This is a genomic window from Deinococcus hopiensis KR-140, from assembly GCF_900176165.1.
GTDB lineage: Bacteria > Deinococcota > Deinococci > Deinococcales > Deinococcaceae > Deinococcus > Deinococcus hopiensis.
This window is the reverse complement of the sequence record NZ_FWWU01000005.1, coordinates 392,495-418,513: the sequence shown is the minus strand read 5'-3', so window position 1 is coordinate 418,513 and position 26,019 is coordinate 392,495. Positions and strand designations below refer to the sequence as shown.

Below are 26,019 nucleotides of genomic sequence, written 5' to 3'. Positions count from 1 at the left end.
GTGTCCACCTTCAGTATTGTTCGTGCTGTACAGCATTATTCAGCGGGCCCTGAATATCCCCGAAGTACAGTTGAGATTCAGGTAGAAATCCTGAACGTACCCCTACATGCAGAATATGTAGGATGTGCAGTGCCCGCGACACAGCAACGTAGAGCAGAGCGCCAGCCCGCACATCCGCACTTGGGTACGCTGACTCACTGGCATCCTGGACGATCACACCCTCGAACTCCAGTCCTTTCGCCAAGGCAGCAGGAATGACCAGCACACCAGTGATCGGTTCTGCTGAGTCATCACCTTCCTGCTCATCGAGAACTCGACATTTGATCTCGCGCCGCCTAAGCGCTGTGGCCGTCTCCCGTGCAGCGGCAGGATCGCGGGTAATCACCGCAATGTTGCGTAGACCGCGGGCCTGAAGACTCTGGAGACTCTCCATCACTGCCTCGACCAGGAGGGCTGGAGAGGAAATCGCCTGCACGAGCGGAATGGGCCCCGAACGCCCGACTGGTTCGCTGAGCACGGCCCGGGCCCCCTGCACCGCCCGGAGCACTCCGTTGCAAAACCCAACGATCTCCCGGGTCGACCGGTAGTTGCGGCGCACCACATGCAGATGCACCTGGTCCGGGGGTAACTGAGCCGTCAGTTCGGACCAGTCATCCACTCCCCCGTGTGCGTGAATGCTCTGGGCCGTGTCTCCCACAAGAGTCATCGAAAGGGGTCGACTGGACGCCAGTAACTGTTCCAGTTCCAGCGGCGCCAGATCCTGGGCCTCATCTACCACGATGTGGGTGTACCACCTGGCCGTCTCCCCATACAGGGCGCGGTTGAGCACGTGCAGACCCGCATGGTCGGCGGGTTCCAGCACGATTCGCACTGCGCCTTCCTCGCCTGTGACACTGCCAGGCGCGCTGGTGGCAAGGCGAGTCAGCTCGTCTGCGGAGTACAGGTCAGCCCCATGCCGCTGGAGGACATCCATGGCGAAAACTTGGTTATAGGCCCGCAACAGATCAGGCCGGGGCCAGACCCGGGCCAGCCGGGCTATGACGCTGCGGGTCAGGCTGCTCAGCGCCCCCTCCGTATCCGGCCGGATGGAAAATGCGCTCCTGAACCACTTCCGAAGGTGTTCCCGGCCGAGGTCCAGGAACCGCTCGCGCCGCGCATCGGTGCTGCTGCCCCCCTGCATGGCCAGCCGGTGCAGGGTCCGGACCTCGAACGGCGTAAGCACCAGGCGTTCTTCGTGCCCTTCCGCCGTGATGGGAAAGGAGATCGGATGCGCTGGGAATTCCAGGTGCTGTTCCAGCTGCACGACGTACCGTTCCAACAGGGTGCCGAATCGAAGCTGACCCTTGAGGCGACCATTCACACCGGAGAGTGGCGGGCCCTGCACCACCATCTCGGGGCTCCGCAGGGTGCGGTTCGTCTCAGCCATTCGGCGCCACACCCAGTCGGCAAAGGTGTTCTGCACCACGCCGCGCACCCCCAGGTCAGGAAGAAGGTCGCGAACGTAGCCCAAAAACAGGCGGTTGGGCCCGATCACGAGGGCGTCCTCCGCCCGCCGGCGTTCGCTGTGATCCTGGTACAGCAGATAGGCAAGCCGGTGGTAGGCAATGGAAGTCTTGCCGCTCCCGGCCACCCCATGGACCAGCCGCAGACCAGCGGCAGGCGCCCGAATGATGGCGTCCTGGTCCACCTGGAGGGTCTCCACGATGGTCTGCAGCCGCGGGTCCCCGCGCTCAGCGAGGCGATTGATCAGGAAGGCCTCAGCGGGCTTCTGAACTGGGGCAGCAGCAGGCCCTGACATCGGCGTCTCCCGCCAGTCGACATCATCGGTAATGCTCCGGAGTGTGCGGGCCTGGATGTCCAGACGGCGCTTAAGGCTCAGCTCGACGGTATGGGTGACGCCAGTGTGCCGCACCCGGTAGGACTGCCTCCTGGCCGTTCCCGACACAAAGAGCGTGTAGAGGTCGCAGCGCCAGTCCAGCACTGTCCCATGCGGCACGTCGAGGTGGGCATACCCGAAGTAGACGCTACGGCTCCGCCCGAGGTGATCGCGGAAGTCCAGCCGGCCGAAATAGGGTTTGTCCCGGTGGTTCTCCAGCGTCTCGAGCAGGTCGACACGCAGCCCCCGGTTCAGGACCCGGTTGCTATAGGGGGTCGCGCCCGCCTCGAACCAGTGCTCGGCGCGATGCCGCAGCGCCGCCTCCATGGCCTCAACGGCGCGTTCGAGGCGCAGGGCCTCGGTCTCATGCTCGGGATGGCGGCTGTGGGTCATGGCCTGCACCTCTCAGAGGAAATGGAGCCTAGGAGGGATCCCTGAAGCCCAGGGCGCGGGCCTCCTCCAGCAGAATCAGACCGGTCTCCGCCTGGCGCTGCGTGGGCACCGTGCGTCGCCTCGCAGTCGAGGCGAGATTGGAGACCATGGTGAGATAGACGAGGTCCATCTTCCCGGTTCGCCGCATCCATTTCGCAAGGTGACTCCACGTCTCGGAGGGCACGCCCATCACCTCGGCCACTCGGGGATCGTCACTGGTCGCCCCACTGGCCGCGCGGGTCGTCGGCGTAGGGGCCTCAGTGTCCTTCCAGGCAGCGAGATCGGCTTCCAGCTCGTCGGGCAGGGGGACCTTCAGCTGCCGAACCAGCTGCCAGCACTGTTCCTTCTTGGCCCACTCGCCGATGTTGGTGCCGACCTTTGGATCCATGATGACGGCATGCACCGCGTGGCTCAGGATCTCGATCGCCTCCCGGAGTGCGGGCGAGAGGCTCTGCCGTCTCCAGATGGCGTCGAGATCCACGCGGCGTCCAGTTGTGTGGGAGAGCAGGGCCAGGGCATAGGCCACGATGTTCGCCCGGAAGCCTCCAAACCGCTGGGCCTGAACGATCTTCTCGGTCTCCCGGAACAGGATGCCCTTCGCCACGAGGTGCTGGTAGTAGTGGGCGGTCACCTGCACCCGCTCGCCCTTGTCCATACGGGCGCCAAGGTGGTTGAAGTTCTTCTGGGCGCCGAGACTGACGATATGGGGCAGCTGTTCCCAGGCGTTGATGTATTTGGCGACATCGGTCTTGGTGAAGCGCTGCTGCAGCGGATAGGTGTCGACGAATTTCTTCAGCGCGCTGACACCGGCCCGCCGGGCGCGAGTTTTCTCATCGGGGTACTGACCCCGGGCCCGCTCATAGAACCACCGCGTCTCCTTGAAGCTGTCGGGCGCCGCCGGCGCCCAGGTGATGCGGGAGAGCTTCTCAATGTTCACGTGGAACTCGTCGTTCGCCGCGAGGTCGGCGTCACTGACCTTGTTCTGGCTGTTGGCGTACTTCGAGATGAGGGGGACCATGCCGGCCATGCGTTCGGGACTGACGATCGTCAGCTTGGCCTGGACGTAGATTCCATCCAGTGAACATTTGTCCTGGAGCGCATGGAAGAGCGAGGCCGTGGTCTGGCCGCCGTTCACGATCTGCAGGTCGTGAATCTGGGAAATGGCCAGCTGACCGCCGGGGAGCATCACATACTCAATGGACGCGGCGGTGGCGGAGATGCCGTTGTTGTAGGCCAGGAAGTGCACCGGCTTCCTGATGATCGTGTCGCGGATGCCCTTGTTGATCTGCCCCTTCACCTGAAGAAAGGCCCGCACGTTCCGCTCCAGCAGCCGCGCGCCGTGGTCCTCGAAGATACGGGCCAGCACCTGGCCGGGGAAGATCGCAAGGCAGGCCTCGTAGCCGTCGGGCATCAGTTTTAGGGGTTCCGGCGCCCGCAGGCAGGGCACCGGTTCGCCGTAGCGGCTGAAGTCCACTACGATGGGATCGATCTCCTGCCCTGAGGTGGTGTTGCGGTGAAGCCGCTCGATATCCCAGACATGAAAGGAGCACTCAAGGTCACCCAGTCGCCCCTTGTCCCGGCTCTTCACGGTCGTGCGGCCGTCGGTGAAGAGGAAGAATCGCACCCGGCGGATCAGTGGCCGGCTCTCAAAGATGCGTAGGCACATGTCATGCGCGGGCGACGCATCATCCATGCTGGTGTGCAGGCCATCCAGGGCCTTCTGGGCGAATGTCTGCAGGCGTTTGAAGGCGGTGTCGACCTCCTCCTTGCCGACCCGTTCGGGGGGCTGGGCCTGGGTGTAGATGGTGGTGAACAGGTCCAGTACCCCATCCTCCTCGTTGACGCCATACCCGTAGACCAAGACGCCGTAGCCCGCGTGATAGGACAGCTGCCAGTCGACGATCTCCCCCACCTCGGGATCCGAGAGCTGCTCCAGGCACCAAGCGGTGAACTCCTCCTGCTGAAAGCCCATCACTCCCTCGCCGTCGTCGCGGTTGGCCCGGTCGTGAATCTCCTGATGGAGGTCGGTGACAAAGAGTTCGAGGTCAGAGGTGCTCAAAATGTTCTCCCAGCCAGCGACGCAGGTCGTGTTGTGAACGAAGGTGTGAAGAACAGGTGGACAGATCGATGGTGTACTGCACGCCGGTGATCCCCTCCGGAATCTGGCTGCGGGGAAGTCTCGGGAAGGCGCCGTCCACCTCGTAGAACTGCAGCTGCACCACCACGTAGCGGATATCCTCGTAGAGCGGGGCGTCACGGTCGTCATAGCCCACCTGACGCAGCAGGGAGATCAGCCGCTGGCCTAGAGTCTTGTTCAGCTGACCCTGTACGGCGTGGACCAGCTCCGGCAGGGTGGTGCCCTCGGACGAGCGGTCAAGGACCACCCGGGCGAGCATCAGCCGGCCCGACGACGGTTCCAGCTGCTCAGGACTGGAAATCTTCACCCGGGCTGAGGTGGTTCCTGTGGTCTTGACCTCGACTTGGAGCTGCGCCAGGCGGAAGTCCTGGGCCGCCCCCTGTGGTCCCTGCCAGGCGGGGATCAGCCCATCCCCCGGCAGACCATCGGTCAGCCAATCCCGGAGCAGCCACAGTTCGCCGAAGAGACCCTGACGAGCCGATTCGTCGAGGCTCTGGCCCCGCTGCCGCAGAAAGGCCTGCCACTCCCTCACCCGCTCCAGCAGGCCATGGGCGGCCTGCCTAGGGGTTGCCGCGGTCCCGAGCCAGGCTGTGATGTCCGCCGCCAGACGCCCGAAGATCTCCAAGTGGGCGGTGTCCAACAACGCCACGACCAGCCACTCGTGCTCCGCATCCCCCGGATAGGTGGACCATTGCACCGCGAATCCGCCGGCCTGGGGCAGCGCAGCCACCGTTCTGCAGGTTCCCCGGGGGGTCCGCAACAGCAGCAGGGGAGTGCTCCGGGGGTGTTCCACCCCGGCGTAGAGATGAACGGTGCTGCCCGTGTCCAGCTGGCGCCGCACAATGCCGGCCGCCGGGGCTGGGCGGCTCAGCAGGTCCTGCCAGATGCTGGTCACTGTCATGCGCCGATGAACTCCGTTTCCCAGTAGACGTTGTTGACCACGTACTCCACCGTCTGCGCCAGTCGGCTGTCCGGGAAGCTGATGGCAAAGCCCATGACCTCGGTGATCTGCGCCGTGCCATCAGGCCCTTCCTCATATGTTCTGACCGGATAGAGCAGCAGCAGCCCATTGCGTTTCTTTCGCACGGAACGGATCGCCTCGCCGCTGGGCACAGTGGGCTCTGACCGGGAGGTACGGGTGCTGCTTCGCTGCCAGTTCCTGAGGGTGAGTTCCCGGGCCTCTTCGAGCTGCTCCGCGTTCAGGTCGATCTGCTCGTCCGTCGGACTGACCAGGCGGCGGAGGCGGATCTGGCCTGGACCGGACGATTCCATAGCCGTACGTTTGAGCCAACCCACCTCCTGACCGGCCAGGGTCAGGGTGCCCTCCACGCGCGTGGAGTTCGAGACCAGGGCCACGGTCCAGTCCGTCAGTTCCCCGTCCTGCTGCCGCTGTTCGATGTACCGGGCCAGCAGCTCGGGACGCGCCCGCCGGGAGCCCTCATGCACGGTGAGGTTGTCCAGGAGCGTCAGGATCTCGGCGGCGGGCACGTTCCGCCAAAGCACTCTGTTGCGTAGCGTGTCCTCGGGACGCGGTCCGGGCAGCCCCTGGAGGAACCGCTCCATTGCTTGTCGATTGTGGGCATTCCGGGCCGCGTCCCGATGGAACCCCACGGTTTCACTGATGCTCCCAGCGAAGGACACCCGCATCTTCGTCCCTGAGCGCATCTTGTTCACCGCGGTGACGGTCAAACCCGCCGGATGGGTCCGGACCCGCAGTCCATAGTCCTGCGGCGTCATGCCCCGCGCGGCCATGTCATCAAACTCCCGCCGGAGCTCCTCGTTCGCGAAGGTGACATGGGTGTACCAGTCGATGAGATCGGGCGTGGTGTAGAGCCGGCACAGGTCCAGATAGCCGGGCCGGTAGCCGAACCAGCGGCCCATCTGCATCAGGGTGTCGTACATCCGTGAGGCGCGCAGGTAGTAGCTGACGCTCAGGCCCTCGAGCGTCAGGCCGCGGGAGAGCTTGTCTCCCCCGACCGCAATCACGCTGACACCCACGTTTCGCTTCTCGTAGTACTCCAGCGTGTCGGCCGCGGTCCCGTTGATCGTCTTCACCCGGATCTTGTCTGCCGCAGGCAGGAGCGCCGCGTGGACGGCGTCCCAGCCCAGCGGCTGTTCCAGTCCGGGGACGAAATCCCGCATCCACAAGGCCTGAAGCTCGTCCCGAATGGACAGTTGCGCGTGCTCATCCCCGCGCCGGATTCGACGAACCAGAAAGTCGAGTTCGTCCTGCAGCTGCTCGGCCACCCGGTTCTGCACCGCGGTGAAGCGCGTGACGTGAACCAGCATGGAGTTGTGCACGGTGGTCTGCCCCCGAGCGTACCGGGCGGCGCACGACAGCACAAAGGTCCGGACCGCCTCCTTCAGGCTGGCCGGCAGCTCTCCGGGCCGGTGGTCCTTCTTGTGCTGGTCGGGCATCCACTCCCGCCAGCCGGTGGCCGGCCTGACCATGTTCAGCGGCTCGGCACCGTCACCAACCCCGAACACCCGGGCTGGACCCACATAATTTGAGGGCGCTGGCAGGTTGGTAATGAAGCTGCGGGGAAACAGGTCCTCCCCATGGCGCTCCGAATTCACGCCTGCCTGGATGAAGATGTTGGCAAAAGGGGTGGCCGTGTAGGCCACGTACGCGCTCTGGTCAAATGAATGCAGCAGTTTCCGGATGGAGCCGTTGATGGCCGTGACGTCATGGTCCGGATCCACCCGGCCATCCTCATCGAGGGGGATGGCGCGGGTGTTGATCGACGCGTCGTCCGCCTCGTCATCGATCACCAGCAGCGGCAGGCTTCGACCGGCCTCTTGGGCCGCACACCAGTTGTTCAAGCTCTCCAGGATCGATTTCACCTTCTTGACGACCAGGATGATGGGAATATTGCCGAGGTGACCGGCGAATCGTGCGGCCTCCCTGGTCAGGAAATCACCATTGTCCGCACTTGTGGTGAGCGAGTCCGCGTGTGGATGCGCCACGCCGCGCAGAGCCCCCACCCCGATGCGCTTGTGCCCCTCGCGAATGGCCCGGTTGACCTGGGTGTCATAGCCGAGAAAACCCTCGTCAATCCGCAGCTGGGTCTGACTGCGCAGGCTGTTGTGACGCCCCGCCAGGACGATGATCAACTTGTAGCCGGCGTCGGCGGCCTTGCAGATCAACGCGGTGTAGTTGCTGGTCTTCCCGGACTGCACGTGACCGACCACCATGCCCCGCCGGTCCCAGGGCCCGGGGCGCCTGGCGGGATCCTCCAGCCGGCCCAGCACATCGTCCGTCAGCCGGTCGAGGTTGCTGATCACGCTGGGAGGCAGGCCCACCTCCTGCTCCAGGTACAGCTCGTAGCGCCTCCAGAAGTCCCAGCGAATCTCTGCCCGGCGCGCCTCGAGCCAGGGAATGTGGTCCTCATTGTTCTCGATGTTTGTCCCCGGGCCTACCCAGACGTTGAAGCTGCGCTCCAGTTCATCGAGCAGCAGCTGTCTCGAGACACCCGGATACAGCACCGCGGCGCGCTCAATGGCACCGGTAAGGTCCTCACTTGTGACGGGATCACGGTCTCTCAGCAGAACACGGGCAATGTCCAGAGCCTGCCTCAGTTCGGTGGTGGTCATTTCCTCTCCTCCTGAAGCACTCGGGTCACGATGTCAGGACGCTCACCAAACGGCATGGCCTCAAGGCGTCTTCTGGCAGCTTCCTGATCGAGCCCGCTGGCCCGCAGCGTCTGGTATACGTCCCGGGCCAGCGACTCGATCTCGGCAGGGTCGATGCCCTCGAAGGGCCGGGTGGGCTGGTCGGGATGTTCGGCCACGTCCAGCCAGATGCGCTCCACTGGAACGGTCCGCTCCAGCAGCCCGAGCAGGGCGCGTAGGGCCGCAGCGTCAGGGCCCAGGCGAGCCGCCACGGCCGTCACGAGGGGATGGTCGCGGTTGATAACGTAGTCGGTGCGCGAAGCACCCACCCGGGCCTCCCAGAGCGCGGTTGGCGCGGAGGTGGCCGTGGATCGGCCGGCCGGCCGGCCCTTGCGGCGGTACACCTCCACGGCCCGCTCCCGGGTCAGCCGGGCAATTCGGACGAAGTCCTCGCGCAGGCTGCCTGGCGGCCGCGCCCGCGACTTGCGCACATCGATATCCCACGCCGCGTCCAGCGCGCTGGGAATGTCCACCCGGATTCGGGCGAGCCGGTAGTGCTCATCCTTCTGGAAGCCGAGCCCCAGCCAGTGGCCGGCCACCAGAATGCGGTCATTGCGGTACACGTAGAAGCCCTGCTGGGCGTTCCAACCGCCCGGCCCGGCGGCCGCGGTGTATTCATCGGCCGACAGGCGCGAGCGGTGCGGCAGCACAAAGGGTTCGATGGACACCGGGTGGCCGTGATGCCGCAGGCCCTCAGGGGGCAGATACTGGGTGTCGCGGTGACGGCACAGAAACGGATCCCAGGGGAGCACAGGCTGGCCATTGACGAACATCTGTAGCCGACCGCGCCCCTCCAGGAAGCGGTGAAAGACCATGCCCAGATGGTTCTCCACCGTGTCGGTCATGGCCAGGAAGCGTTTGTGGGCGCGAGCATCGGTTCTGGCGGAGCCACCGGCCAGGCGATCGAGCTGCTCCCAGAGGACCATCGTCCCATGCGGCAGCTGCCGGAGCGGCTCAAGCAACGACTCGGATCCGGGGTGCGCGTCGTGCAGCAGGCGCCACTCCCCCATCTGTCCGACATAGTCCAAGTCCCAGCGCCGGATCACCACGGCGCCGCCGGCCCGGCGGGTGGCTACCGTCAGGCGGCGGCACTGTGAGAAGGAGGCGGTCTTCAGGCCGAGGCCGAATCGGCCCAGGTCATGGGCGGCCCGGGCGTCCAGTGGCCCGCGGCCTCCGGGGCGCATGGCCTCGACCAGCTCGGGCGCCGTCATACCGGTGCCGTCGTCCAGAAACGAGACGCTGCTGTGCTCCCCATTCCACTGAAAGTTCAGGCGAATGGTGCGGGCCTGCGCGGAGACGGCGTTGTCGATGATGTCCGCAGCGGCGGCCTGAGGTGTATAGCCAAACGCCCGCAGGGACTCGATCAGGGCCGAGGCGTGGGGTTCGGCCCGGTCATAGCGGGGGGCTGGGGAGGCGTCCGGTCGGGTCATCTCACGCCGCCGGGTCGCCATCCGTCTCAGCCGTGGCGTCCAGATGGGCCATCAGGGTGTGGGCGATCGTTCGCGCCATCAGAGGCGGAACCGCGTTTCCAATCTGCAGAAACTGGTCACTCCGACTGCCGGTGAAGATGTACTCGTCGGAGAAGGACTGCAGTCGGGCCGCCTCGCGGACGCTGATCGACCGGTGCTGATCCGGGTGGATGAAGCTGTTGCCGTCCTTCTGGAGGTGGGCCACGATGGTCTTGCTGGGCCGGTCCGGGGCGAGGCGGAAGTATTTGTCCTCGAAGCCGTCCCTGCGGTAGTTCTCCAAGGTGTGGTCGCGCCGGAGCAGCGCCAAGTAGTTGTCTCCCGGACGCATGGTGGCGTAGCGCCTCAAGTCCAGGTCGTTGTGGTAGCGCGTGACGTGGGAGAACAGCAGATTCAGCGGGTGGGCCATCTCACCGCTGTAGCCCTTCGTGCGCCTCCGGCCCACCCTATGCCGTGGGCGGTCAATCCATTGCCCGGCGGAGGCCAGCAGAGGCGGCAGGTCACCGATCGCCTCTGCCACGGTCACTGGTGGCCGGAGGTGTTCGCCGGTGGGCTGCACGGTCGCACGGTACTGATTCGAGACGGCCCGGTGGGTCGGGGTGGGTGGGGGCGGCACGGGCCCCACCCTCGAGCCTACGATGATGCGCCTCACCCGGTGCTGGGGCACCCCGTACGTGGCGGCGTCAAGGGTCCAGACGGTGCTGTCATAGCCAAGCGACCGCATGGCCTCCACCGTCACCTCCAAGAAGGAGGTGCCATCGGGAAACCGGACCTCGCCGATCCCGGGGACATTCTCCATGATCACGACCCGGGGACGCAGCACCTCCAGCAGGCCGATCAGTTCCTCAAACAGATAATTGCGGTCGTCGGCTGTCGCCTGAACCTGACGGGTGGACGTGCGCGAGCGCCAGCCCGCCCGGGAAAAGCCCTGGCAGGGGGGGCCACCGACCAGTACGTCCACCTGCTGGCCCCCCAGCGCATCCAGGATCCGCCGAGCATCGTCCCGGAAGTTTCGCAGGTCATCGCAGACCACCTGTTCGGACGGAACCTCGGGGTGGTTGAGCCGGAAGCTGCGGATTGCCACTGGATTCTGATCAATCGCGAAGACCGTTCGGAAGCCAGCCTGCCGGAAGCCCTCGGACAGGCCTCCCGCTCCACAGAAGAGGTCCACCATGGTGGGGCGAGCCGACCGGGCGGCCAACTCCACCTGCTGGGCACGCCAAGCCCTGCAGAAGCGGTTGACCGCACAGTCCCCGCAGCGGGGTGTTCGGGGGGTACAGATCTCCTCGGCGTGGGCGGTCAGGGTGCGGTGCAGCTCCCGGCGCAGATCGGGGGGCACCAGGCTTCTGAGCGTCTCAACGTCGAGGGGATCCTGGAGGCCAGCGTCATTGAGGATGCCCAGTCGCCCTAGGACCCGCATGGGTGCTGCCTCCGCCGGCATGGGGCTGTCCGTGCGCTCCTGCAGCAGAACATGAAGGGCCGTCTGCTTGGTCACGCCCGGCAGACCAGTGAGCCAGAGCAGCGCGGCCACTGGGGTCGAGGCGCGGAGAGGCTCCAGCGTCATACCGCCACACCACTGCTGGACCTGTGACAGCAGTTCGAGAAGCACGCCTGCCCAGAAGGGAGCCACACCGGCCCCCTGAAGCAGGGCGGCCACCTCGGCTCTGGGCAGACCGGCAAGGTCTGCCCACGAGGGAGCGGCCTGTCTCAGCTGCCTCAGGGCCCCGCGCGCCCGCTTCGCGTCGGATGCATCCTCCAGCACAGCGAACACCAGCAGGTCCAGACCGGACAGACGATGAGTCTCGGAGGCGGGTGGATGAACGAGCTGTAGGACCCGGCCGATGACCTGCAGCCGCGACGCCTCCTCGTCCAGGAGATCACGCAGCTGTACCTGGGTCGCGCCCGGTGCCACCCGGATCATCTGCTCACGCAACTGCTCAATCAGAGGTGCGGTGTCGCGCCGCCACCTGGTGTGCACCGACGAGAAGTGCTTCCTGCGGCGCCAGAGGGCCACCCCGTGTGAGGGCTGACCCTCCTCTGCCAGCTGCTCAGGGCTCGAACTGGCCAGCGGAGGTTTGACATCATTGAGAGTCATGAACGTCTGATTATAGAACTGTTTGAAAAGCGCTTTGGAACCTCTCCTACCTGTCCTGCAACAAGAGAACCGGCGTCAGGACCCCGGGCGAATACGGAGCGTGCCAGACTGGAATTTCTGTTCGGCTGTCCGGGATAATAGGCAGCGGCGCTGCCCGGACCCATCATGACCCACGACCCCATCCAATGGAAGATCGACCGCCTGTCCCAGCCGGACAATGCGCCCCGCCTGCTTGACCTGTTCAGCGGGTGTGGTGGGTTCTCGCTGGGCTTCCACGCGGCCGGCTTCGATCTTCGGGGCGCCGTGGAGTTCGATCCGGACGCCGCCGCATCCCACGCAGCCAACTTCCATGCCGGGAGCGCTGCCCACGCCGTCAGCCGCGACATCACCGCCACCTCCCCGGACGCCTTGGCGGCCGACCTGGACCTGGGAACGCCGGAGCTGGCCGTGGACGTCATCATAGGCGGCCCGCCCTGCCAAGCCTTTGCCCGCATCGGACGGGCCAAACTGCGGTCGGTCAGGGCGGACGGAGAATTCCGCAATGATCCGCGCGCGCAGCTGTATGAGGAGTACCTGCGGTATGTGCGCCGCTTTCAGCCGTTAGTGATCGTGATGGAGAATGTGCCGGACATCCTGAACTACGGGGGACGGAACGTTGCGGAGGAGATTGCCCACGACCTGATCGGTCAGGGCTACGAGGTGCGCTACACCCTGCTGAACGCCGTGCACTACGGAGTGCCGCAGATGCGCAAGCGCATGTTCCTGCTGGCCTATCACCAGCGGCTGGAGACCCCTGTGGTGTTTCCCCCTCCCACGCGGAGTCACCTCCTACCAGAGGGGTACCGTGACAGGGTCAGCCGGATCGGGATGCTTCGCCAGCGTGACCTGTTCCAGAACTCAGGGCATTACATGGATCCTCCAGCGGTGCCGGAGTCCGATCTGCTGCCGGCTGTGACTGTGGGCGAGGCGCTGCGGGACCTGCCTCCCTTTCGTGGCTCCGATTCACGAGCCCAAGTGGACGAGCAGAGCTACCCCTATACGGGTGAGTCTCCCAGCAGCTACGCGCTGGAGATGCGTCAGTGGCTGCGCACTACACTGGAGTCCGGCGCCCGGCGTCACATCACCCGCTACCTGAAGCGGGATTGGCGCATCTTCGAGGCCATGCCGGAGGGCGCCCTATATCCCCGGGCCCACGAGCTGGCCATCGAGCTGTTCCACAAGGAGCTGGCCCGCCTGGGAGAAGGTGCACCCCGGGAGGGAACGGACGAGTATGCCGTGATCAGGAAGGCGTATGTACCTCCCTATCCCGTGGACAGCTTTTCCAACAAGTGGCAGAAGCTGCAGCGCAATCAGCCTTCCCACACCCTGCAGGCGCACCTGAGCAAGGACGGCTACAGCCATATCCACTACGACAGCTCTCAGGCGCGCACCATCACGGTCCGTGAGGCAGCCCGGCTGCAGTCATTCCCGGACGCGTTCCTGTTCCACGGCTCCATGGGTGCCGCCTTCCGCCAGATTGGCAATGCCGTCCCCCCCCTGATGTCACGGGCGCTGGCCACCACCATCCGCGATACGCTGATGGCAGCTGTGCGGCGTCAGGCGGATGTGGTCGCGGCCGACTAGCCGGCGCCGAATATGCCGAACTCACCCTCGAAAAACACCAAGCCGGAACTGCTGCTGCGCCGGGCCCTGTGGCTGGCCGGTCTGCGCTACCGGCTTCACGTCCGAACGCCCCATGGCCGGCCGGACGTGGTCTTTCCGGGTGCTCGGGTGGCCGTCTTCATTGACGGTTGCTTCTGGCATGGCTGCCCGGAGCACTACGTGCGGCCCCGGTCGAACAATGCCTTCTGGGCCCAGAAGCTGCTGCAGAACTTCGAGCGTGACCACCGTCAGACTGTGGCCCTCGAGCAGGACGGCTGGACGGTGGTGCGGGTCTGGGAACATGAGGTGCACGAACAGCTGGCCTCCGTCGTCGAGCGGGTCCGGGCGGGCCTGACCGAGGGTTCCGGTACTCTGGAGCCCTCCATGCATGTCGTCGAAGTGGAGGTGCTCGACGAAACCGGCAACCTGGAACGCCGCGTGCAGCGCAATGTTCGGAACCCTGAGCAGACTGACGTCGTGGTGCGGCACCGAACCACCCGTAAATGGGCTAAGGCTCCCTGAAAGCTTTCAGCTGTTTTATTGTGTAAGACCTTTGGTATACTTACATCTCCCATGTTCCCTCCTCCTACATTGAATCGTTGTAGCGCCAATCTGCGTTCTTTTCTGGAAAGAGCTGAGTTCGTGAGAGTCCAGAAAAGCCCAAAATCAATGGTCCGGTAAGTTTTTGAAGGACAAGGGGTCCTCCGTAAGCTGAAGTTGCGACACCAGCGAAAGGAAGACCCATGACTATCCTACAAAGCCTGCTCCATCAGGTGATACTCCGAGCAGTTCAACGCTACTGCCTACACGCTCCACCCACGGTGTGTCTCGCCATGCCTGAGCAGGTCAATGCCACCAAATTGGCACGTTACAGTGGCTGGAACGAGAAGACGTTACGGAGTTGGTTCCGCCGAACCTGGCCCTGGTGTGCACTCCATACAGCGCTGATCCAGCAGTTGCTGGATCAGCGCCTCTTCGAACAGACGTCCATCCTCGGGATGGACGCGACCTTTCTCCCTAATGCAGACACAGCGTGGTTCGTTCTGGAACGGGAGTGCCAGCCGAGCAGAACACGGTCTGAAACTCTCCTGCTGCACCTTGATTGATGTTCCCCACTGATACGGAATAATAATGATTCTCACTCGTATGGTTATGAGAGTCATATCTATTTAAGTCGTCCTAGACGTGATCTGTATCCTCGTCATACATCTAGTCATATACAGGAATCACTTTTATTGCGTATGACACGCTTTTCCCCTGGACATTCGTCAAACGCATCCCAAGGCCCAGGAGGCAGACCGACTGTCGCAGTACCAGCGGCATCTCAACGCCACGTTTGAGGCATTGCCCCAGGGACTCAAAACGAAGATTCGCGCTGTCATTGCTGACAGTCAGTCAGCCAGGACCACGTTCATGCAGATCGTGACGGGCTACGGTCTGCCCCTGGTCACCACGCTGCAACGCAATGCCAACCTGTGCGACCGCTTCGAGGGCGTGCATCCCAAACGGCGCGGACCAAAACAGAAATTAGACGGCAAAGTAGACTTTGAGCGCTGGATACTGGTTACTGCCCAAGAGCGGGAACGGGTACTGCCGTGCGTTCTGTACGCACCACACTTCGAGCGCGATCCACGCGTGGTGGTCATGCACCGACTGAATCACTAGGGGCAGGTCAAAGCGTACGCGGTATTGTGCAGTTCTGACACCACGATGACGGCTGAGGAAGTGTAGGCAATGTACAGTGCCCGCTTCGAGATGGAATTCGTCTTCCGCGATGCCAAGTAACCTGCAGGGTTGAAGACCTGCCAACTTCGAGACACGACAGCGCTGGAAGCTCACTGGAATGTCGCCTTCCCAATGGTGAGCCTCGTTCGGGCAGAAACACTTCAGGCTGCTGGAGGAAGACGCAACGTGGTGTCTCGGCTCTCAGTACCTGACATGTTAGGTTTTTTGCCGTTCAGGAGCGGGAAAAGGGGACTTAAGCAGGTCAAGGTACGTGTAGAACGTGGTTTTTCCCCACCGAAGGGCAGGGCACAGGAGTTCCCGCCCGTAGCTCGCCCGGCTGATCGCCGGGCGAGCATGCTTCTTGGTAGATATAGGCTGCTGCCCCGCCCGCCATGCCCCAACGCGGACCATCCAGGCCAGTGCCAAGCTGAGCAGCCCAAAGAGGCGGGAGAGGCGATCTGGCTGGGTCATGTGGGTCTGCTCGAGGTTCAAACCCCGAGTTTTCATGGCTGAGAACGCACATTCGATGCCCCACCTCAAACGATAGGTCGTCAGTGTGTTCCAGAGGGACAAATCCGAGGCGACGAGGAGGCGCTCTCCCAGGGGCGCTCAGTGATGCACGGAAGTCCCTCATCTTCGGTGGTTGATGTTCCATCCCAGAAAGATCGCGTCGAAGCGTTCCAGACCTCTACGAACGATTTGAAGACCTGGCTGCCCTGAGCCATGCCAATGTCCGAGGCGAGCCACAATCCAGATGGCCCAAGCGATGCTCCGCACTGGGTAGGGATTTTGCTGCCGCTGCGTTTTCCCCTCGTATAGGGGTAAGAGCTCCTGGAGACACACGAGTTCTTCCAAGAGGAAGAACTCGCGGGCGTCCGTGTTGGTGTCATCACGATGCTTGACGAGTTCGGTCATTTTGGCGGCACTCCAGAGGCTCATGACGGCCAGTTTCATCAGGGCCAGACCGCTTTCCAAGCGGCTGGCCTCCACATCGACGCAACGCGTTTTCAAGGCGCTAAAGGTGTCCTCTGATCGCCAGCGGAACAGATACCACTGCACGATCTGCAATGCTTGCTCCACGGTTGTGACCGGATGGCTGGTCAGTAAGCGCCACACCACCGGTTGTTCTCCTGGAGGAACATCCTCTGCCCGTTCCCGGACCTCAATGGCGTTCACCTTCACGCGTTCCCCGGATGGTCTTTTACGCTGGTCGCCCCGGGAGCGGAGCGATACCGCTGTAAAGCGCAGTTCCATCTGACTCTTCCGTGCGGCACGTCTCTTCTTCTGGTCCGCCCTGATGCTTAGCGCGAAACAGCCTTGCCGTGGTGCCTGTTCTAGCTTCGCCCACAGCCGCGTTTGGTCCCCGGGACCCTCTGGGATGAGCGCACGATCTTGTCGTGCGCGTGTGATCATCTGAGCTCCTCGCTGCCTCACCTGGACCCACAGATCGTAGATGTCACCCTCGCGGTCATGAATCAGGGTGATACGCGGTGCCAAACCCTGGACATCGCGGGTGACCTTGAACCATTTCTCCGACTCGGGCGTCTCCCGATCTACCCATCCGCCCCGGGTCCACAGTTGAAGGGAAACGCAGCCGAGAGGACGACCCTGGTCTGCGTCCAACGCCAAACCCGCGTGGATGAAGAAGCCAGGGTCGTTGTTGTTCCCTGTGACCCCTAGCGCGTTCCCCTGACGGTCGCCTTGAGTCCCCTTGACGTTGATCTCCGTCGTGTCACTGCAGACCAGCAGATGAGCGTGTTCAGCACGCTGAACACGTGCCCGGCCCGCCTGGGTGGCGCCGTAGATCAACTGATCAAGATGGACATGACGGTTGTGCAGAAAGCGCGAAAACATCACCTGCTCTGCGCGGTTGTGAGCCAGTCGGCTCAGCGTGCTCGTCGTGAAGCGGTGTAATGCATCGATCAAACGGCAGGCCGCACTCTCCAGGCGCTGGTCACGAAAGCCGATCCCACGCCCAAAGGGCTCTCCAGAGACATACATCCCATCATGAGGGACTTCCGTGCATCACTGAGCCCTGTGGGGAGAGCGTCGCCACTACGCGCATCCAACTGCCGTACACCCAGACCCGTTCGAGCAGTTCACGAACCTCTCCCGGCTTGAGATTCTGGAAGTAGTGGCGTGCAGGATCTTCGTCCAATACAGTGTTTCCCGGATACGGATACATCGCTTGATCTGCCTCGCTCGCAAAAAACTGAACCACTCCTGCCCGACGAACTCCCGGTCGGCGATCAGGACCGCCCAACGTCGAGCGGGAAGACGCTTCAGAAGCAGACCGACCAGGAGCATCCGGACCCGCATGTCACTGTTACCGCCGTGCGGCAACACCTTCCACATGAGGGGGAGGACCACATCCCCGAGGGCAACGCCTAGCACCAGGAGATTGAGGTCGCGCTGACCCAACTTCCAGTTCGTGCGGTCCAGAACGAAGGTGAGCTTGCCCGTCGGGAGCAGTGGAAGCAGGACGTCACGGACGTCCTGCTGGCGTGAGGTCCGTTTCGTGGAACGTCCGAGCGACTAGGCGGAGAATGGAGCTCGGCGTCGCGTCACGGTGGATATGAACGGCGATCTTACGGTGCAGCGTGGACTCGGCCTGAAGGATGCCGAACAGGACCTCCGTCAGGCGACGGAGGGTGTCGGAACGGTGATGCGGGAGGCGTTCTTTGAGGTACGCGGCGAACGTGTCAACATGCGAAAGGGCGGCACTGGGACGGATCACACCTCCATTTGCCGCCCTTTTTCTGGTTTTTCTACGTCCTAGACGACATTTACATCAACCTGTCAGGTACTGAGGTCTCGGCTGGAGGACGCCCAACGGCGGGCATACAACGCGTTGTATGCCCGCCGTATTTTATTTGGTCTGTGTCTTGACGCTCGATTTGAAGAATTTGCTGCCTTACATCAGGACCGCTCGATTTCGGTCTCAAAGCCGCTTAGAGCTTACCAGACCAGTGAAAAATCGTAAATACTCACCACGAGGGTGGCTCTCGTGGTGAGTATTTACGATAGCTTTACCTTACCCTTTTTACAACTAGTCAGCATAGGAGCCGAGTTCGTACAAAGTAATTACTGGAATACGGCAGTTACTCTATTCGTCCAGTGCTCTGTGTTCTCCAAGCCCGATCTGTGCATCGACCCGCGCTTGCCCCCTGTCTCTTCACGGCTGTACAGAGTCAGCCGATTCGCACGTACTTCAAGTGGGCAGCAGATAGCGCGCGCGAAGTTCAAAGCACTCAATCGGGCTGTTCGATCGGGGACACGGCCGAGTGTAATATGTGGGACGAACGTGTACTCCGGATTGAGATACTCCGGGAATAGGTGTGAGTACAGCATATCATGAAGTGCGACTAGCTCATCGTTACCTCGCTCCACGTTTAGGAACAGTATTCGCCATGCGCCGTAGCTTCGCCTGGATGGATATCCAACGGTCTGAAGGATGCCAATCTTGCTTGCAAAAGGGCAGCCAATTCCGTAGTTGGGGTGGAATCATTGAACGGGAACACAACCGTAAGGTGCAGATGGATCAGGGGTTCGAGTGGATCGTAGAGGTGTCGTACTTCATGTATGAACGTGCCCGACAGTTGCTCGGGAAACACCGCAATGGCTCGTCTCAGATGAGGCTTGTTCACCCTTTTATCCTAATGAATCATCGGCAGCGCCGGTTCCGCGGCGTAGAAGGGATGTTCGCCGAGTCCTTGACTTCATCGTCAGGACCTGCTGAGTAGTCACGAAAAATATGCGCTTTACGTTCGGCGGGAGATCCAGGAGTTACCGCCGCGTGACATACGATTCGAACGCCTCAACCACTCCTGCTCCACGGGCGAACTGGCCCACCATATGGACGGCTGCGGGGGCAGGGGCAGCCCCGCGGCCATCACGCTGGCGCGGCTCAGGGGCCGAATGGTGTCCGGATCCTGTAGCAGGAAGGAGCGGATATCCGCATCAATCAGGTTGAGGAGAGGGCTAGGACTGTTGCGCAGAGACGTGAGGAGCTCCGATCGGCTTGGATCCAGGAAATCCTCGCGGCGGAACAGCAACGTCTGGTCTCCCCCATCGAATCTGTTCCATAGGGAAGGATCCACGCTCAGGGCCAGCAGCGAGTAGTACACCAGCCAGCTCGGGAAATGGTCCATGTGTGGGCCATACCGGCGGGGGCGGGGATGCTGGTAGTTGGGCTGCCCCCCCTCCTTCGGAACGTTGTCGGCCAGGGACTCGGTCCAGACGGCGTCGTAGTCGACCAAGCGCAAGCGCCCCTCCGACACGAGAACATTCTGATGGTGAATGTCGCCGTGAGCCAGTCGCGCGATCCGGAGCCGGTCGAACATGCTGATCCAGTTGGAGGACAACTGCAGCAGGGCGTCCCGGTCACCGACAAGCTCCTCCACATGCTCATGAAGTGGTAGACCCTCAAGCCATTCCATGGTCATCAACGGCTCCCACTGGTCATTCACCAGCAGACCCGGGACATGGAGATCAAAATTCACGAAGAAGGGACAGGGATGCTGCACCAAGTGCTCGCGCAGCAATTGATAGCGCTGCTGGAGGTCGGGCGAGGGTTGCAGGAAACAGCGCAGTGCCCAGCGCTCACTGGCCACCTGCGTCTGGAAGACCACCGCGAACGTGCCGGCATTGGACACTGGCAGCTTCATGAGGTTGCGGCGGATCTCCCCATCACGAATGGCACCCAGACTGTCGTGTAGTGCACTCTTCTTCTGGATGGCTCTGCTGAAATCGGACGCGGTTGGAATGGTCAGCCCTCCTGTGCCCGGCGGCGGAAACGAACGTGGATGAAACTCAGATCATCATCCTTCAGCGCGCTCCCAGGAGCCTGCCGTAGTGTATCCGCCCAGGTCGCAAAGGCCAGCTGTCTCTGGGTCTCCTGGTCAGCAGGTACGGCAGATTCAGAGCTGAACGCAGGCGCATCTTCAGCCTCAGGAGGATCACTGCTCGCGGCCTCAAAGGGATGCTCCGGCCTTGCAGCGACGAGCATGGTGGATGACGCAGCCTCCTCCACGCCGAGCTCAGAGAGGTTGACCTCAGCCGGCCGCTCGGGAGCAGATTCTGATTCTTTCTCTGGATGGTAGAGAAACGTTTCCAGAACCTCTATTGGACGTTGATTGGTGGCGTCATCCACCCACGCCTGCTGGGCAGTCAGGAACCAGACCGCAAGGGCGTCCGTCATCAGCAGGAAGGCTTCATCCTCGCCAAACTCCCTCATGGTGAGGGGTTCGGGGACGTGGGTTCGCACCCCGGCCACTTGGTCGGGGAGACTGGGCAGCAGGTAGGCCACAGAACTGTACTGGTCTGGAGAGTTCAGTGGAAACGGGGTTCCGGTTTGAGCGGCTGGATTCCCCAGTGCATCCAGATGAATGAGGCAACTGTCCCCCACGGCGGCCGCCTCCCAGGTGTACTTCCACTGCACGCGCCCGAGATCCACGCTTCTCCGGGTCAGGAGACGGAGGTTCACCAGCGTGCAGTGCGAGCCCTCCTTCAGCTTTCTGGCCGAGAACCAGGACTGGGGAGCGCTCTGCGTCTGTTCCCGGACCCAGGCGCTCCACTGCTCCTGGGCCACGCTGAGCGGCGCGCCAAGCAGCTCGGCGAGATCGGTCACACCGTGCAGGTGTTCCAGAGCTAATTCCGCCCATCGGCGCGAATACGAATAGGAGGTGGCTCCATCGGCGATGCCGATGTTCAGGCCCTGCTGGTCGACCGGCGCCAGGCGGGAGATGTCCGGATACGTGGCGTCCTCACAGTCGTGCTTCGAGGTACCCAACTTGGGCACCGAACGGACCGTGATGACGGCCTCAAGCACACCTGCTGCCAGTTCGTGGTCCTGCTCTGCGTCGGGGATCAGGGAGAGGATGTGGGCCTCTTCCAAGGGAAGCAGCGCGCCTTCAGGCGTGGGCTCGCACACCAACGAGACGCTCAGGAAGTCATCAACCCCAGGCGCCTGAGGTTCCTGCACGACCAGGGGGAGGTCGGACTCCTGAAGCGCCTCTGGCTCAGGCAGCGGCGTGTCAGGAGTTGGAGACGGCGCTGCGATGTCCGGCTGCTCGGAGGCCATCGGCTCTATGGGCTCCAGGGCTGGGGACTCCACTTCATCCGACGGACTGGATAGTTCTGTGTGCGGCGGCTCTGGCTTCAGGGGAGCTGGATTCCACTTCAACCGCCAGCCACTGATTGAGAAGGAAAGCCTGACCCACCGGAATGGACCTCTAGTCACAACCCGCGCTCAGACCGTCTCGGTGGCCGCACGACGGGTGCTCGTTCCGATGTCGAGCATGTGCATGAGGGCCGTGGGATCGGCGTTGTACATGAAGCCGCGTGAGGCGTCGGAGACCGCAAAGCCCAGCTCTCCCGCGCGGACCAGGCCTACGTGTGGCAGGAGGCTCGACATGGAGAACAACAATTTGGCGTAGATGTCAGGCAGTTCGTCTGTTGTGTCGGGAAATACAACGAGTTCTCCAGCGGTGCTACTGACATGCACGTTGTAGAACAACACCTGACCGTCGGAGGTGCTCAGGCTGCGGATGTCCGAGGCGCGCTGACTGGGATCCCCGTCTGTGGACTGGCCATCCGTAATGTTGATGATGGCCGGGGGAAAGCAGTCCGGGTTGGCCGCGACGTGCTGCTGAAGCAGGGCGGACGCATAGTCAAGGGCGCGGCACATGGGGGTGGCGCCACCGAACTGGGGATCCAGCCAGACCGGGGTGGAGGTCGTCTCCTCCTCTCCATTGTCAAAGACCTGTTTGAAGTCCTCGATTCGCAGGGGGTTGTTGGCAATCTCCTCGATGGGCAGCAGGTCGCGGCCGCTCAGCTGACCCTCCAGAATCGGACCTACCTCCTTGCCATAGCCGATTACGGCAACGTGGAAGTAGTTGCGGACATTGTTGCCCTGCGTGCAGCGCAGGACAAGCTCCATCAGTTGGCTGTTTACAGCGTCGGCCACGAATTGCGCCTTGGTTCTGCCACTGCCGTCACCGAGCTGCTCACTCATGGAGCCGGATTGATCCACCAGGAAGACGAAGGCAGTGGGATTGGAGCGGGAGGGAACTTTCAAATAGGGCATAGGATCTCCTTTGGCGCGGTAGGCCTAATTATATGTTTCACACATATGGCTCATGTGAGAGTTCGGTGCTACAAGCGAATCTATGCTCCATACTGAATTCAGTCCCGACGCAAATCATAAGATTTGAGGATTATGAGAAATCGGGCTCAAGGGGAGGCAGTGTGCAAGACCTGATCACCACACTCTGGAATGCCGTAAGGCCCGCCACGCCGGAGAGTGTCGTCATTGTTCTTTTCATCATAGGAGTCGTGATCCGGACGAGCGTACAGGGGCTGCGGCTCGGGCGTGAGCATCAGCAGCGTCATGCCGAGCTCAGGGCGCTGCCCGACAAACTGCAGGGGCTCTCCGAGATAGCCGTTCGCAGGGCGTTGGGTGAGCTCAGGTGGAACCGGGTCGAGCTGACCGATGCGTGGGACCGGGCCAGCGCGCTTCGCAGCCTGACTTCGGCAGACCCCCGCGCCGTGACAGACAGCCTTTCCGTGATCGATGAGGGCCGTCTCTACCACCTGCGGCAGCGTCCCAATCAGCTGATGCTGCTCGGCCTCCTGGGGACCGTGCTGGGCCTGAGTCTGACCCTGGGCGAATTTGCTCCCCAGCTCAAGACCGCTCTGTCCTCTCTGGAGACCGGTGGAACCCCCCAGCAGCTCAATGCCGGCCTGGAGGGCCTGCTGGACCGCATGAAGGTGGCCTTCGTATGTACCTTCTGGGGTGTGGGGGCCTCGCTGCTGGTAGCCCGCGTCCTGGTTGCTCCGGCGCAGCTTCGCCGCGACCGCCTGCAGGCCGAGTTGGAGCGCCTGGTGGCGTACGACCTCATTCCACGGATCTGGATGCAGTCCGCCGTGCTGCAGGAGAAGATGGAGCAGGCACTGTCTCACAACCGCCAGTGGATGGGAGAGATGCAGCAGCTGTTCACCGCGCAGCTTGAACAGTTTGCCCATCATACTGGCCGCGCCATGGAGGGAATGCAGCAGGCGGGTCAGACCCTGAATACCACCGCTCTGGCCGCGTCCGCAGCCGTACAGGAGGCTGGTGCCGTTCTGCGGAGCACCACCTCCACTGTGGACCGCAGCAGCGACGTCCTGATCCAGGGAGTCCGCAGTCTGGAAACCCAGCTTGGACGCAGCATCTCGGCCCTTGAGCACAACCTCCAAGCCCTGCAGGGCCAGCACTCGGACTTCCAGACGGCCCAGACCCATCAACTGGAGGCCGGCGCCGCCCAGCAGGACATCCTGCAGCAGGCCCTGGCCCAGTTCACGGGCACCACCATCATGCTGCAGGAGCGCCTCGATACGACCACGCAGGAACTCCGCAGCGGAAGCCAGGCCCTCGCGGCTCAGGGAGACCGTCTGGTCGAGGCTCAGAGCGCCGGACTCGATGAACTGCGCGGAACTCTTACCGCCCTCGAAACCGACCTGCGTGAGCTTGGAGAGGGGCAGCTCCAGAAGGCAGTGGAGCAGGCCAGCCAGGAGCGGGCGGCCCTGCGCCGCCTGCTCGACGCCCACCTGCAGAGTGCCGAACAACAGCGTCTCGAGCAGCAGACGGCTCAGCAGGCCGTGACCGGTGTCTTTGAAGGAACCCTCCAAACCCTGGTCTCGGACTTCGACCGCCGCATCGAGACGCATCTGCAGACCACGGAACGCCAGGTGCTTCAGCAGCAGAGCGTGCAGCAGGCGGCGGCGGCGGCTCTTGAGGGAACGCTTCAGAAACTTGCCTCGGACTTCGACCGCCTCTTCACCCAGCAGGCAATCACCGCCACTGGCATCGAGGCCGAATTGCGAGAGGTGACCCGGGCCCTGACGCCGCTGGACGAGCTCACTCAGCGCCTTGACCCCGCCAATCTGCCCCAGGAGCGCTGGAAGGCCTTTGAGGGTGCACTGACGGACCTCGCCACCCGCTGGTCTGGCCTGCAGGGCCAGCTGGATATGCGCCTGACTGCCCTGACTGCCGCCCTGGAGCGGGAGCGCCGGCTGGCGGGCGAACAGCTGAGCACTCAGCTGGCCGCTCTTCACCAGACCCACCTGGAGCAGACCACTACCATGCACGGCTCACTGCTTACGGTAACTGGCGCGCTCGAGCAGTCACTGATGGCCTCCTCGGAGCGCTGGGCCGCCCTGAATGCCGAGGTGAAGGGCCAGCTGATCGGAACGCTGCAGGGCCAGATGAACATTGCCGGACAGATTCTCCAAGGTCAGGAGGCGCAGCAGCAGGAGACCCAGCGGCTGATCGGCGAGGTGGCAGGCACAGCCCAGTCCATCGTCCGGGAGATGCAGGCCGTGCGGGAGCAGCTGGTCGGCACCACCACTCAGCTGGAAGCGCAGGCGCAGGCCACGACCGGAATGGTCAGGAGCCTCCCGGCCAGCCTTCAGACGATGGCCACGGCCCAGCTCAATGTCTCCGGCGGAGCCTTCAACGGCGCGGTCCAGCTGCTGTCCGACAGCCTCACCCGACTGCAGGAGGAGGCGGCTGCCGCCACCAGGAACAACGCCCTGCGGGTCACGGCAGCCGTGGAGGCCATGGAGCAGCGCAGCAGCGCCATGATCGGCTCCACGGTGAGCGAGCTGGCAGAAGCCTCGAAGGCTTCCAGCAGTGCGATCGTGCAGGCCACCGGGCAGCTCAACGATACCCTGCAACGCTTCGAACAGCAGACCGGGGAAACAGTGGCCGCGCTGCACCGGGTCCCCGCTGGGCTGGGGGACCTCGCGGACGCGCAGCTCCGGGTCGGCACGGGTCTGCTCAGTGACAGCACCCGTGAGCTGACGTCCGTCCTGAGTGGCTTGCAGCAGCAATCTGCCGCGCTGACCCAGGCAGTCGAGACCCTGCAGCGAACTGATGGGGAACGCAGCACCTCGCTTCGGTACGAGCTGCAGGGCTGGTCCGCCTTCCTCGACCAGGCCTACCGCAAACTCGACGGCACCGTGGGACGACTTGATGAACTACTCAGGGCTCAGCCGCCTTTTTCCGCGGGCACAGAGGCCCTTCCTGATGGAGCGGACTGAGGTGCACGCATGAACCGGCGGGCCGTTCGGGAGCTGGAGATCAACCCCTACATTGCCTTTACCGACGTTGCCTTCACCCTCGTGCTGGTTCTGGTGATGGTGGTGGTGACCGTCACCCTCTACGGCCGCATCGGCTGGGAGGACATCAAGTACAAGCAGGCGCAGGCTTCGGTCCGAACGGCAGTCATCGACGCCTATGCCCGGAGCGATCGTCCCTTCGTCAACAACGGCCGCAATGACCCACCTGGAGCGCAGCGGTGGGTGTTTGCGCAGGCCAACCTGTTCAGGAAGGGCACTGCGACCCTCACGCCCTCGGGCCGCTCAGCCCTGCTGCGGTTTGCAGGTGTGGTGCAGTCCAGGCAGGAGCTGTGGCGCCGGCTGCGCATCGAGGGCCACACCCTGCCCACCCGGAGTGGACAGCAGGATGAGTGGCTGTTGTCCGCTCAACGTGCCGAACAGGTGGCCATTCTGCTTCAGGGCGCCGGACACGTGCCTTCCTACCGGATGGCAATCGCCGGACGGGCGGGACAGAGCCCCTCCTTTCCAGCCCAGCCGAGAAATCCGGCGAATGAGCGTGTGGAGATCCTGATCGAGTACGCCCAGAAGGTCCAGTAGAGCGTGGGCGCAGGCGACAAGCCAGAATCTGGATGATGTTGCCGACCGTTTCAAAGAATCCTCTCCCACAGGGAGCACCAGCGCCCCCGAGACTCTCAGCTGAGAGTCTCGGGGGCATGGACTGGCCCAGTTCTGTGGACGAAGCTGACTGGAAACTTGACTCAGGGTGAGTGTACGCCACCAAGTGGAGCGGTGGGCTCAGCGCACCGCTGGACGAACTCGTCGGGCGTCGGGTACGCTAGTGGGTTACTTGGTGTAGATGTATGGTTTCACTGCA

The 26,019-nt window shown here is 63.2% G+C and carries 17 protein-coding genes and 2 pseudogenes; 5 read left to right on the top strand and 14 right to left on the bottom strand.

Features of this window, described 5'->3' with window-relative positions:
• Positions 1–10 precede the first annotated feature (10 nt).
• From B9A95_RS06825 to dcm, 6 genes are read right to left on the bottom strand one after another with little or no spacing between them, the layout of a single operon-like run.
• Positions 11–2,269, bottom strand: coding sequence for a HelD family protein (locus B9A95_RS06825; RefSeq protein WP_139806540.1), 2,259 nt, complete (start codon positions 2,267–2,269; stop codon positions 11–13).
• A gap of 28 nt (positions 2,270–2,297) precedes the next feature.
• The gene (locus tag B9A95_RS06820) at positions 2,298–4,367 is read right to left on the bottom strand and encodes an AIPR family protein (protein ID WP_084046173.1); all 2,070 of its coding nucleotides are present in this window, start codon (positions 4,365–4,367) and stop codon (positions 2,298–2,300) included.
• Positions 4,354–5,346: a PD-(D/E)XK motif protein gene (locus tag B9A95_RS06815; RefSeq protein ID WP_084046172.1), complete on the bottom strand. Its 993-nt coding sequence runs from the start codon at positions 5,344–5,346 to the stop codon at positions 4,354–4,356. Before B9A95_RS06815 ends, B9A95_RS06820 begins: the two co-directional genes overlap by 14 nt.
• Complete coding sequence (locus B9A95_RS06810; RefSeq protein ID WP_084046171.1) at positions 5,343–8,039, bottom strand: Z1 domain-containing protein; 2,697 nt, start codon at positions 8,037–8,039, stop codon at positions 5,343–5,345. Before B9A95_RS06810 ends, B9A95_RS06815 begins: the two co-directional genes overlap by 4 nt.
• Positions 8,036–9,547: an ATP-binding protein gene (locus tag B9A95_RS06805; RefSeq protein WP_084046193.1), complete on the bottom strand. Its 1,512-nt coding sequence runs from the start codon at positions 9,545–9,547 to the stop codon at positions 8,036–8,038. The genes B9A95_RS06810 and B9A95_RS06805 overlap by 4 nt, the downstream gene beginning before the upstream one ends.
• Before the next feature lies 1 nt (position 9,548).
• Positions 9,549–11,678, bottom strand: coding sequence for a DNA (cytosine-5-)-methyltransferase (gene dcm / locus B9A95_RS06800; RefSeq protein ID WP_084046170.1), 2,130 nt, complete (start codon positions 11,676–11,678; stop codon positions 9,549–9,551).
• A 165-nt stretch (positions 11,679–11,843) separates the two neighbouring features.
• Here dcm and B9A95_RS06795 point away from each other — a divergent pair, with 165 nt between their 5' ends.
• From B9A95_RS06795 to B9A95_RS06780, 3 genes are all read left to right on the top strand, one after another.
• Positions 11,844–13,301, top strand: coding sequence for a DNA cytosine methyltransferase (locus B9A95_RS06795; protein ID WP_084046169.1), 1,458 nt, complete (start codon positions 11,844–11,846; stop codon positions 13,299–13,301).
• 12 nt (positions 13,302–13,313) lie between these two features.
• Positions 13,314–13,841, top strand: a complete 528-nt coding sequence (locus B9A95_RS06790) for a very short patch repair endonuclease (protein ID WP_084046168.1) — start codon at positions 13,314–13,316, stop codon at positions 13,839–13,841.
• Between the two features lie 891 nt (positions 13,842–14,732).
• Complete coding sequence (locus tag B9A95_RS06780; protein WP_139806539.1) at positions 14,733–14,984, top strand: hypothetical protein; 252 nt, start codon at positions 14,733–14,735, stop codon at positions 14,982–14,984.
• Positions 14,985–15,260: 276 nt separating this feature from the next.
• Here B9A95_RS06780 and B9A95_RS06775 read toward each other — a convergent pair.
• The 8 genes and pseudogenes from B9A95_RS06775 to B9A95_RS06740 form a co-directional block, all read right to left on the bottom strand.
• Positions 15,261–15,653 (bottom strand): annotated as a pseudogene (locus B9A95_RS06775) (transposase); the annotation flags it as partial.
• A gap of 21 nt (positions 15,654–15,674) precedes the next feature.
• Positions 15,675–16,970 (bottom strand): IS4 family transposase, encoded by a 1,296-nt coding sequence (locus B9A95_RS06770; RefSeq protein ID WP_170928483.1) that lies wholly within the window; start codon positions 16,968–16,970, stop codon positions 15,675–15,677.
• A 106-nt stretch (positions 16,971–17,076) separates the two neighbouring features.
• Positions 17,077–17,781, bottom strand: a pseudogene (locus tag B9A95_RS06765) (transposase); the annotation flags it as partial.
• A 347-nt stretch (positions 17,782–18,128) separates the two neighbouring features.
• Positions 18,129–18,446 (bottom strand): 2'-5' RNA ligase family protein, encoded by a 318-nt coding sequence (locus B9A95_RS36845; protein WP_425429917.1) that lies wholly within the window; start codon positions 18,444–18,446, stop codon positions 18,129–18,131.
• Entirely contained in the window at positions 18,437–18,658 is a 222-nt protein-coding gene (locus B9A95_RS36840; protein WP_425429916.1) for a 2'-5' RNA ligase family protein, read from the bottom strand. Before B9A95_RS36840 ends, B9A95_RS36845 begins: the two co-directional genes overlap by 10 nt.
• Positions 18,659–18,805: 147 nt before the next feature.
• On the bottom strand, positions 18,806–19,711 hold the full coding sequence (locus tag B9A95_RS06750; RefSeq protein WP_139806538.1) for a protein kinase family protein: 906 nt from the start codon (positions 19,709–19,711) through the stop codon (positions 18,806–18,808).
• Positions 19,712–19,812: 101 nt separating this feature from the next.
• Entirely contained in the window at positions 19,813–21,126 is a 1,314-nt protein-coding gene (locus B9A95_RS06745; protein ID WP_084046161.1) for a PP2C family serine/threonine-protein phosphatase, read from the bottom strand.
• A gap of 168 nt (positions 21,127–21,294) precedes the next feature.
• Positions 21,295–22,131: a vWA domain-containing protein gene (locus B9A95_RS06740; protein WP_084046160.1), complete on the bottom strand. Its 837-nt coding sequence runs from the start codon at positions 22,129–22,131 to the stop codon at positions 21,295–21,297.
• A 161-nt stretch (positions 22,132–22,292) separates the two neighbouring features.
• Between B9A95_RS06740 and B9A95_RS06735 the strand changes: the two genes are divergently transcribed.
• Both B9A95_RS06735 and B9A95_RS06730 read left to right on the top strand, forming a co-directional pair.
• Positions 22,293–25,127 (top strand): coiled-coil domain-containing protein, encoded by a 2,835-nt coding sequence (locus B9A95_RS06735; RefSeq protein ID WP_084046159.1) that lies wholly within the window; start codon positions 22,293–22,295, stop codon positions 25,125–25,127.
• 9 nt (positions 25,128–25,136) lie between these two features.
• Positions 25,137–25,742: an OmpA/MotB family protein gene (locus tag B9A95_RS06730; protein ID WP_084046158.1), complete on the top strand. Its 606-nt coding sequence runs from the start codon at positions 25,137–25,139 to the stop codon at positions 25,740–25,742.
• Positions 25,743–26,019: the final 277 nt, after the last annotated feature.

What these genes read in the sequence shown, in the direction of transcription:
- B9A95_RS06825 (WP_139806540.1), bottom strand. Translation starts at nt 2,269, where the DNA reads ATGACCCACAGCCGCCATCCCGAGCATGAGACCGAGGCCCTGCGCCTC.
- B9A95_RS06815 (WP_084046172.1), bottom strand. Translation starts at nt 5,346, where the DNA reads ATGACAGTGACCAGCATCTGGCAGGACCTGCTGAGCCGCCCAGCCCCG.
- B9A95_RS06810 (WP_084046171.1), bottom strand. Translation starts at nt 8,039, where the DNA reads ATGACCACCACCGAACTGAGGCAGGCTCTGGACATTGCCCGTGTTCTG.
- B9A95_RS06805 (WP_084046193.1), bottom strand. Translation starts at nt 9,547, where the DNA reads ATGACCCGACCGGACGCCTCCCCAGCCCCCCGCTATGACCGGGCCGAA.
- dcm (WP_084046170.1), bottom strand. Translation starts at nt 11,678, where the DNA reads ATGACTCTCAATGATGTCAAACCTCCGCTGGCCAGTTCGAGCCCTGAG.
- B9A95_RS06795 (WP_084046169.1), top strand. Translation starts at nt 11,844, where the DNA reads ATGACCCACGACCCCATCCAATGGAAGATCGACCGCCTGTCCCAGCCG.
- B9A95_RS06790 (WP_084046168.1), top strand. Translation starts at nt 13,314, where the DNA reads ATGCCGAACTCACCCTCGAAAAACACCAAGCCGGAACTGCTGCTGCGC.
- B9A95_RS06780 (WP_139806539.1), top strand. Translation starts at nt 14,733, where the DNA reads ATGCAGATCGTGACGGGCTACGGTCTGCCCCTGGTCACCACGCTGCAA.
- B9A95_RS06750 (WP_139806538.1), bottom strand. Translation starts at nt 19,711, where the DNA reads ATGAAGCTGCCAGTGTCCAATGCCGGCACGTTCGCGGTGGTCTTCCAG.
- B9A95_RS06745 (WP_084046161.1), bottom strand. Translation starts at nt 21,126, where the DNA reads ATGGCCTCCGAGCAGCCGGACATCGCAGCGCCGTCTCCAACTCCTGAC.
- B9A95_RS06740 (WP_084046160.1), bottom strand. Translation starts at nt 22,131, where the DNA reads ATGCCCTATTTGAAAGTTCCCTCCCGCTCCAATCCCACTGCCTTCGTC.
- B9A95_RS06730 (WP_084046158.1), top strand. Translation starts at nt 25,137, where the DNA reads ATGAACCGGCGGGCCGTTCGGGAGCTGGAGATCAACCCCTACATTGCC.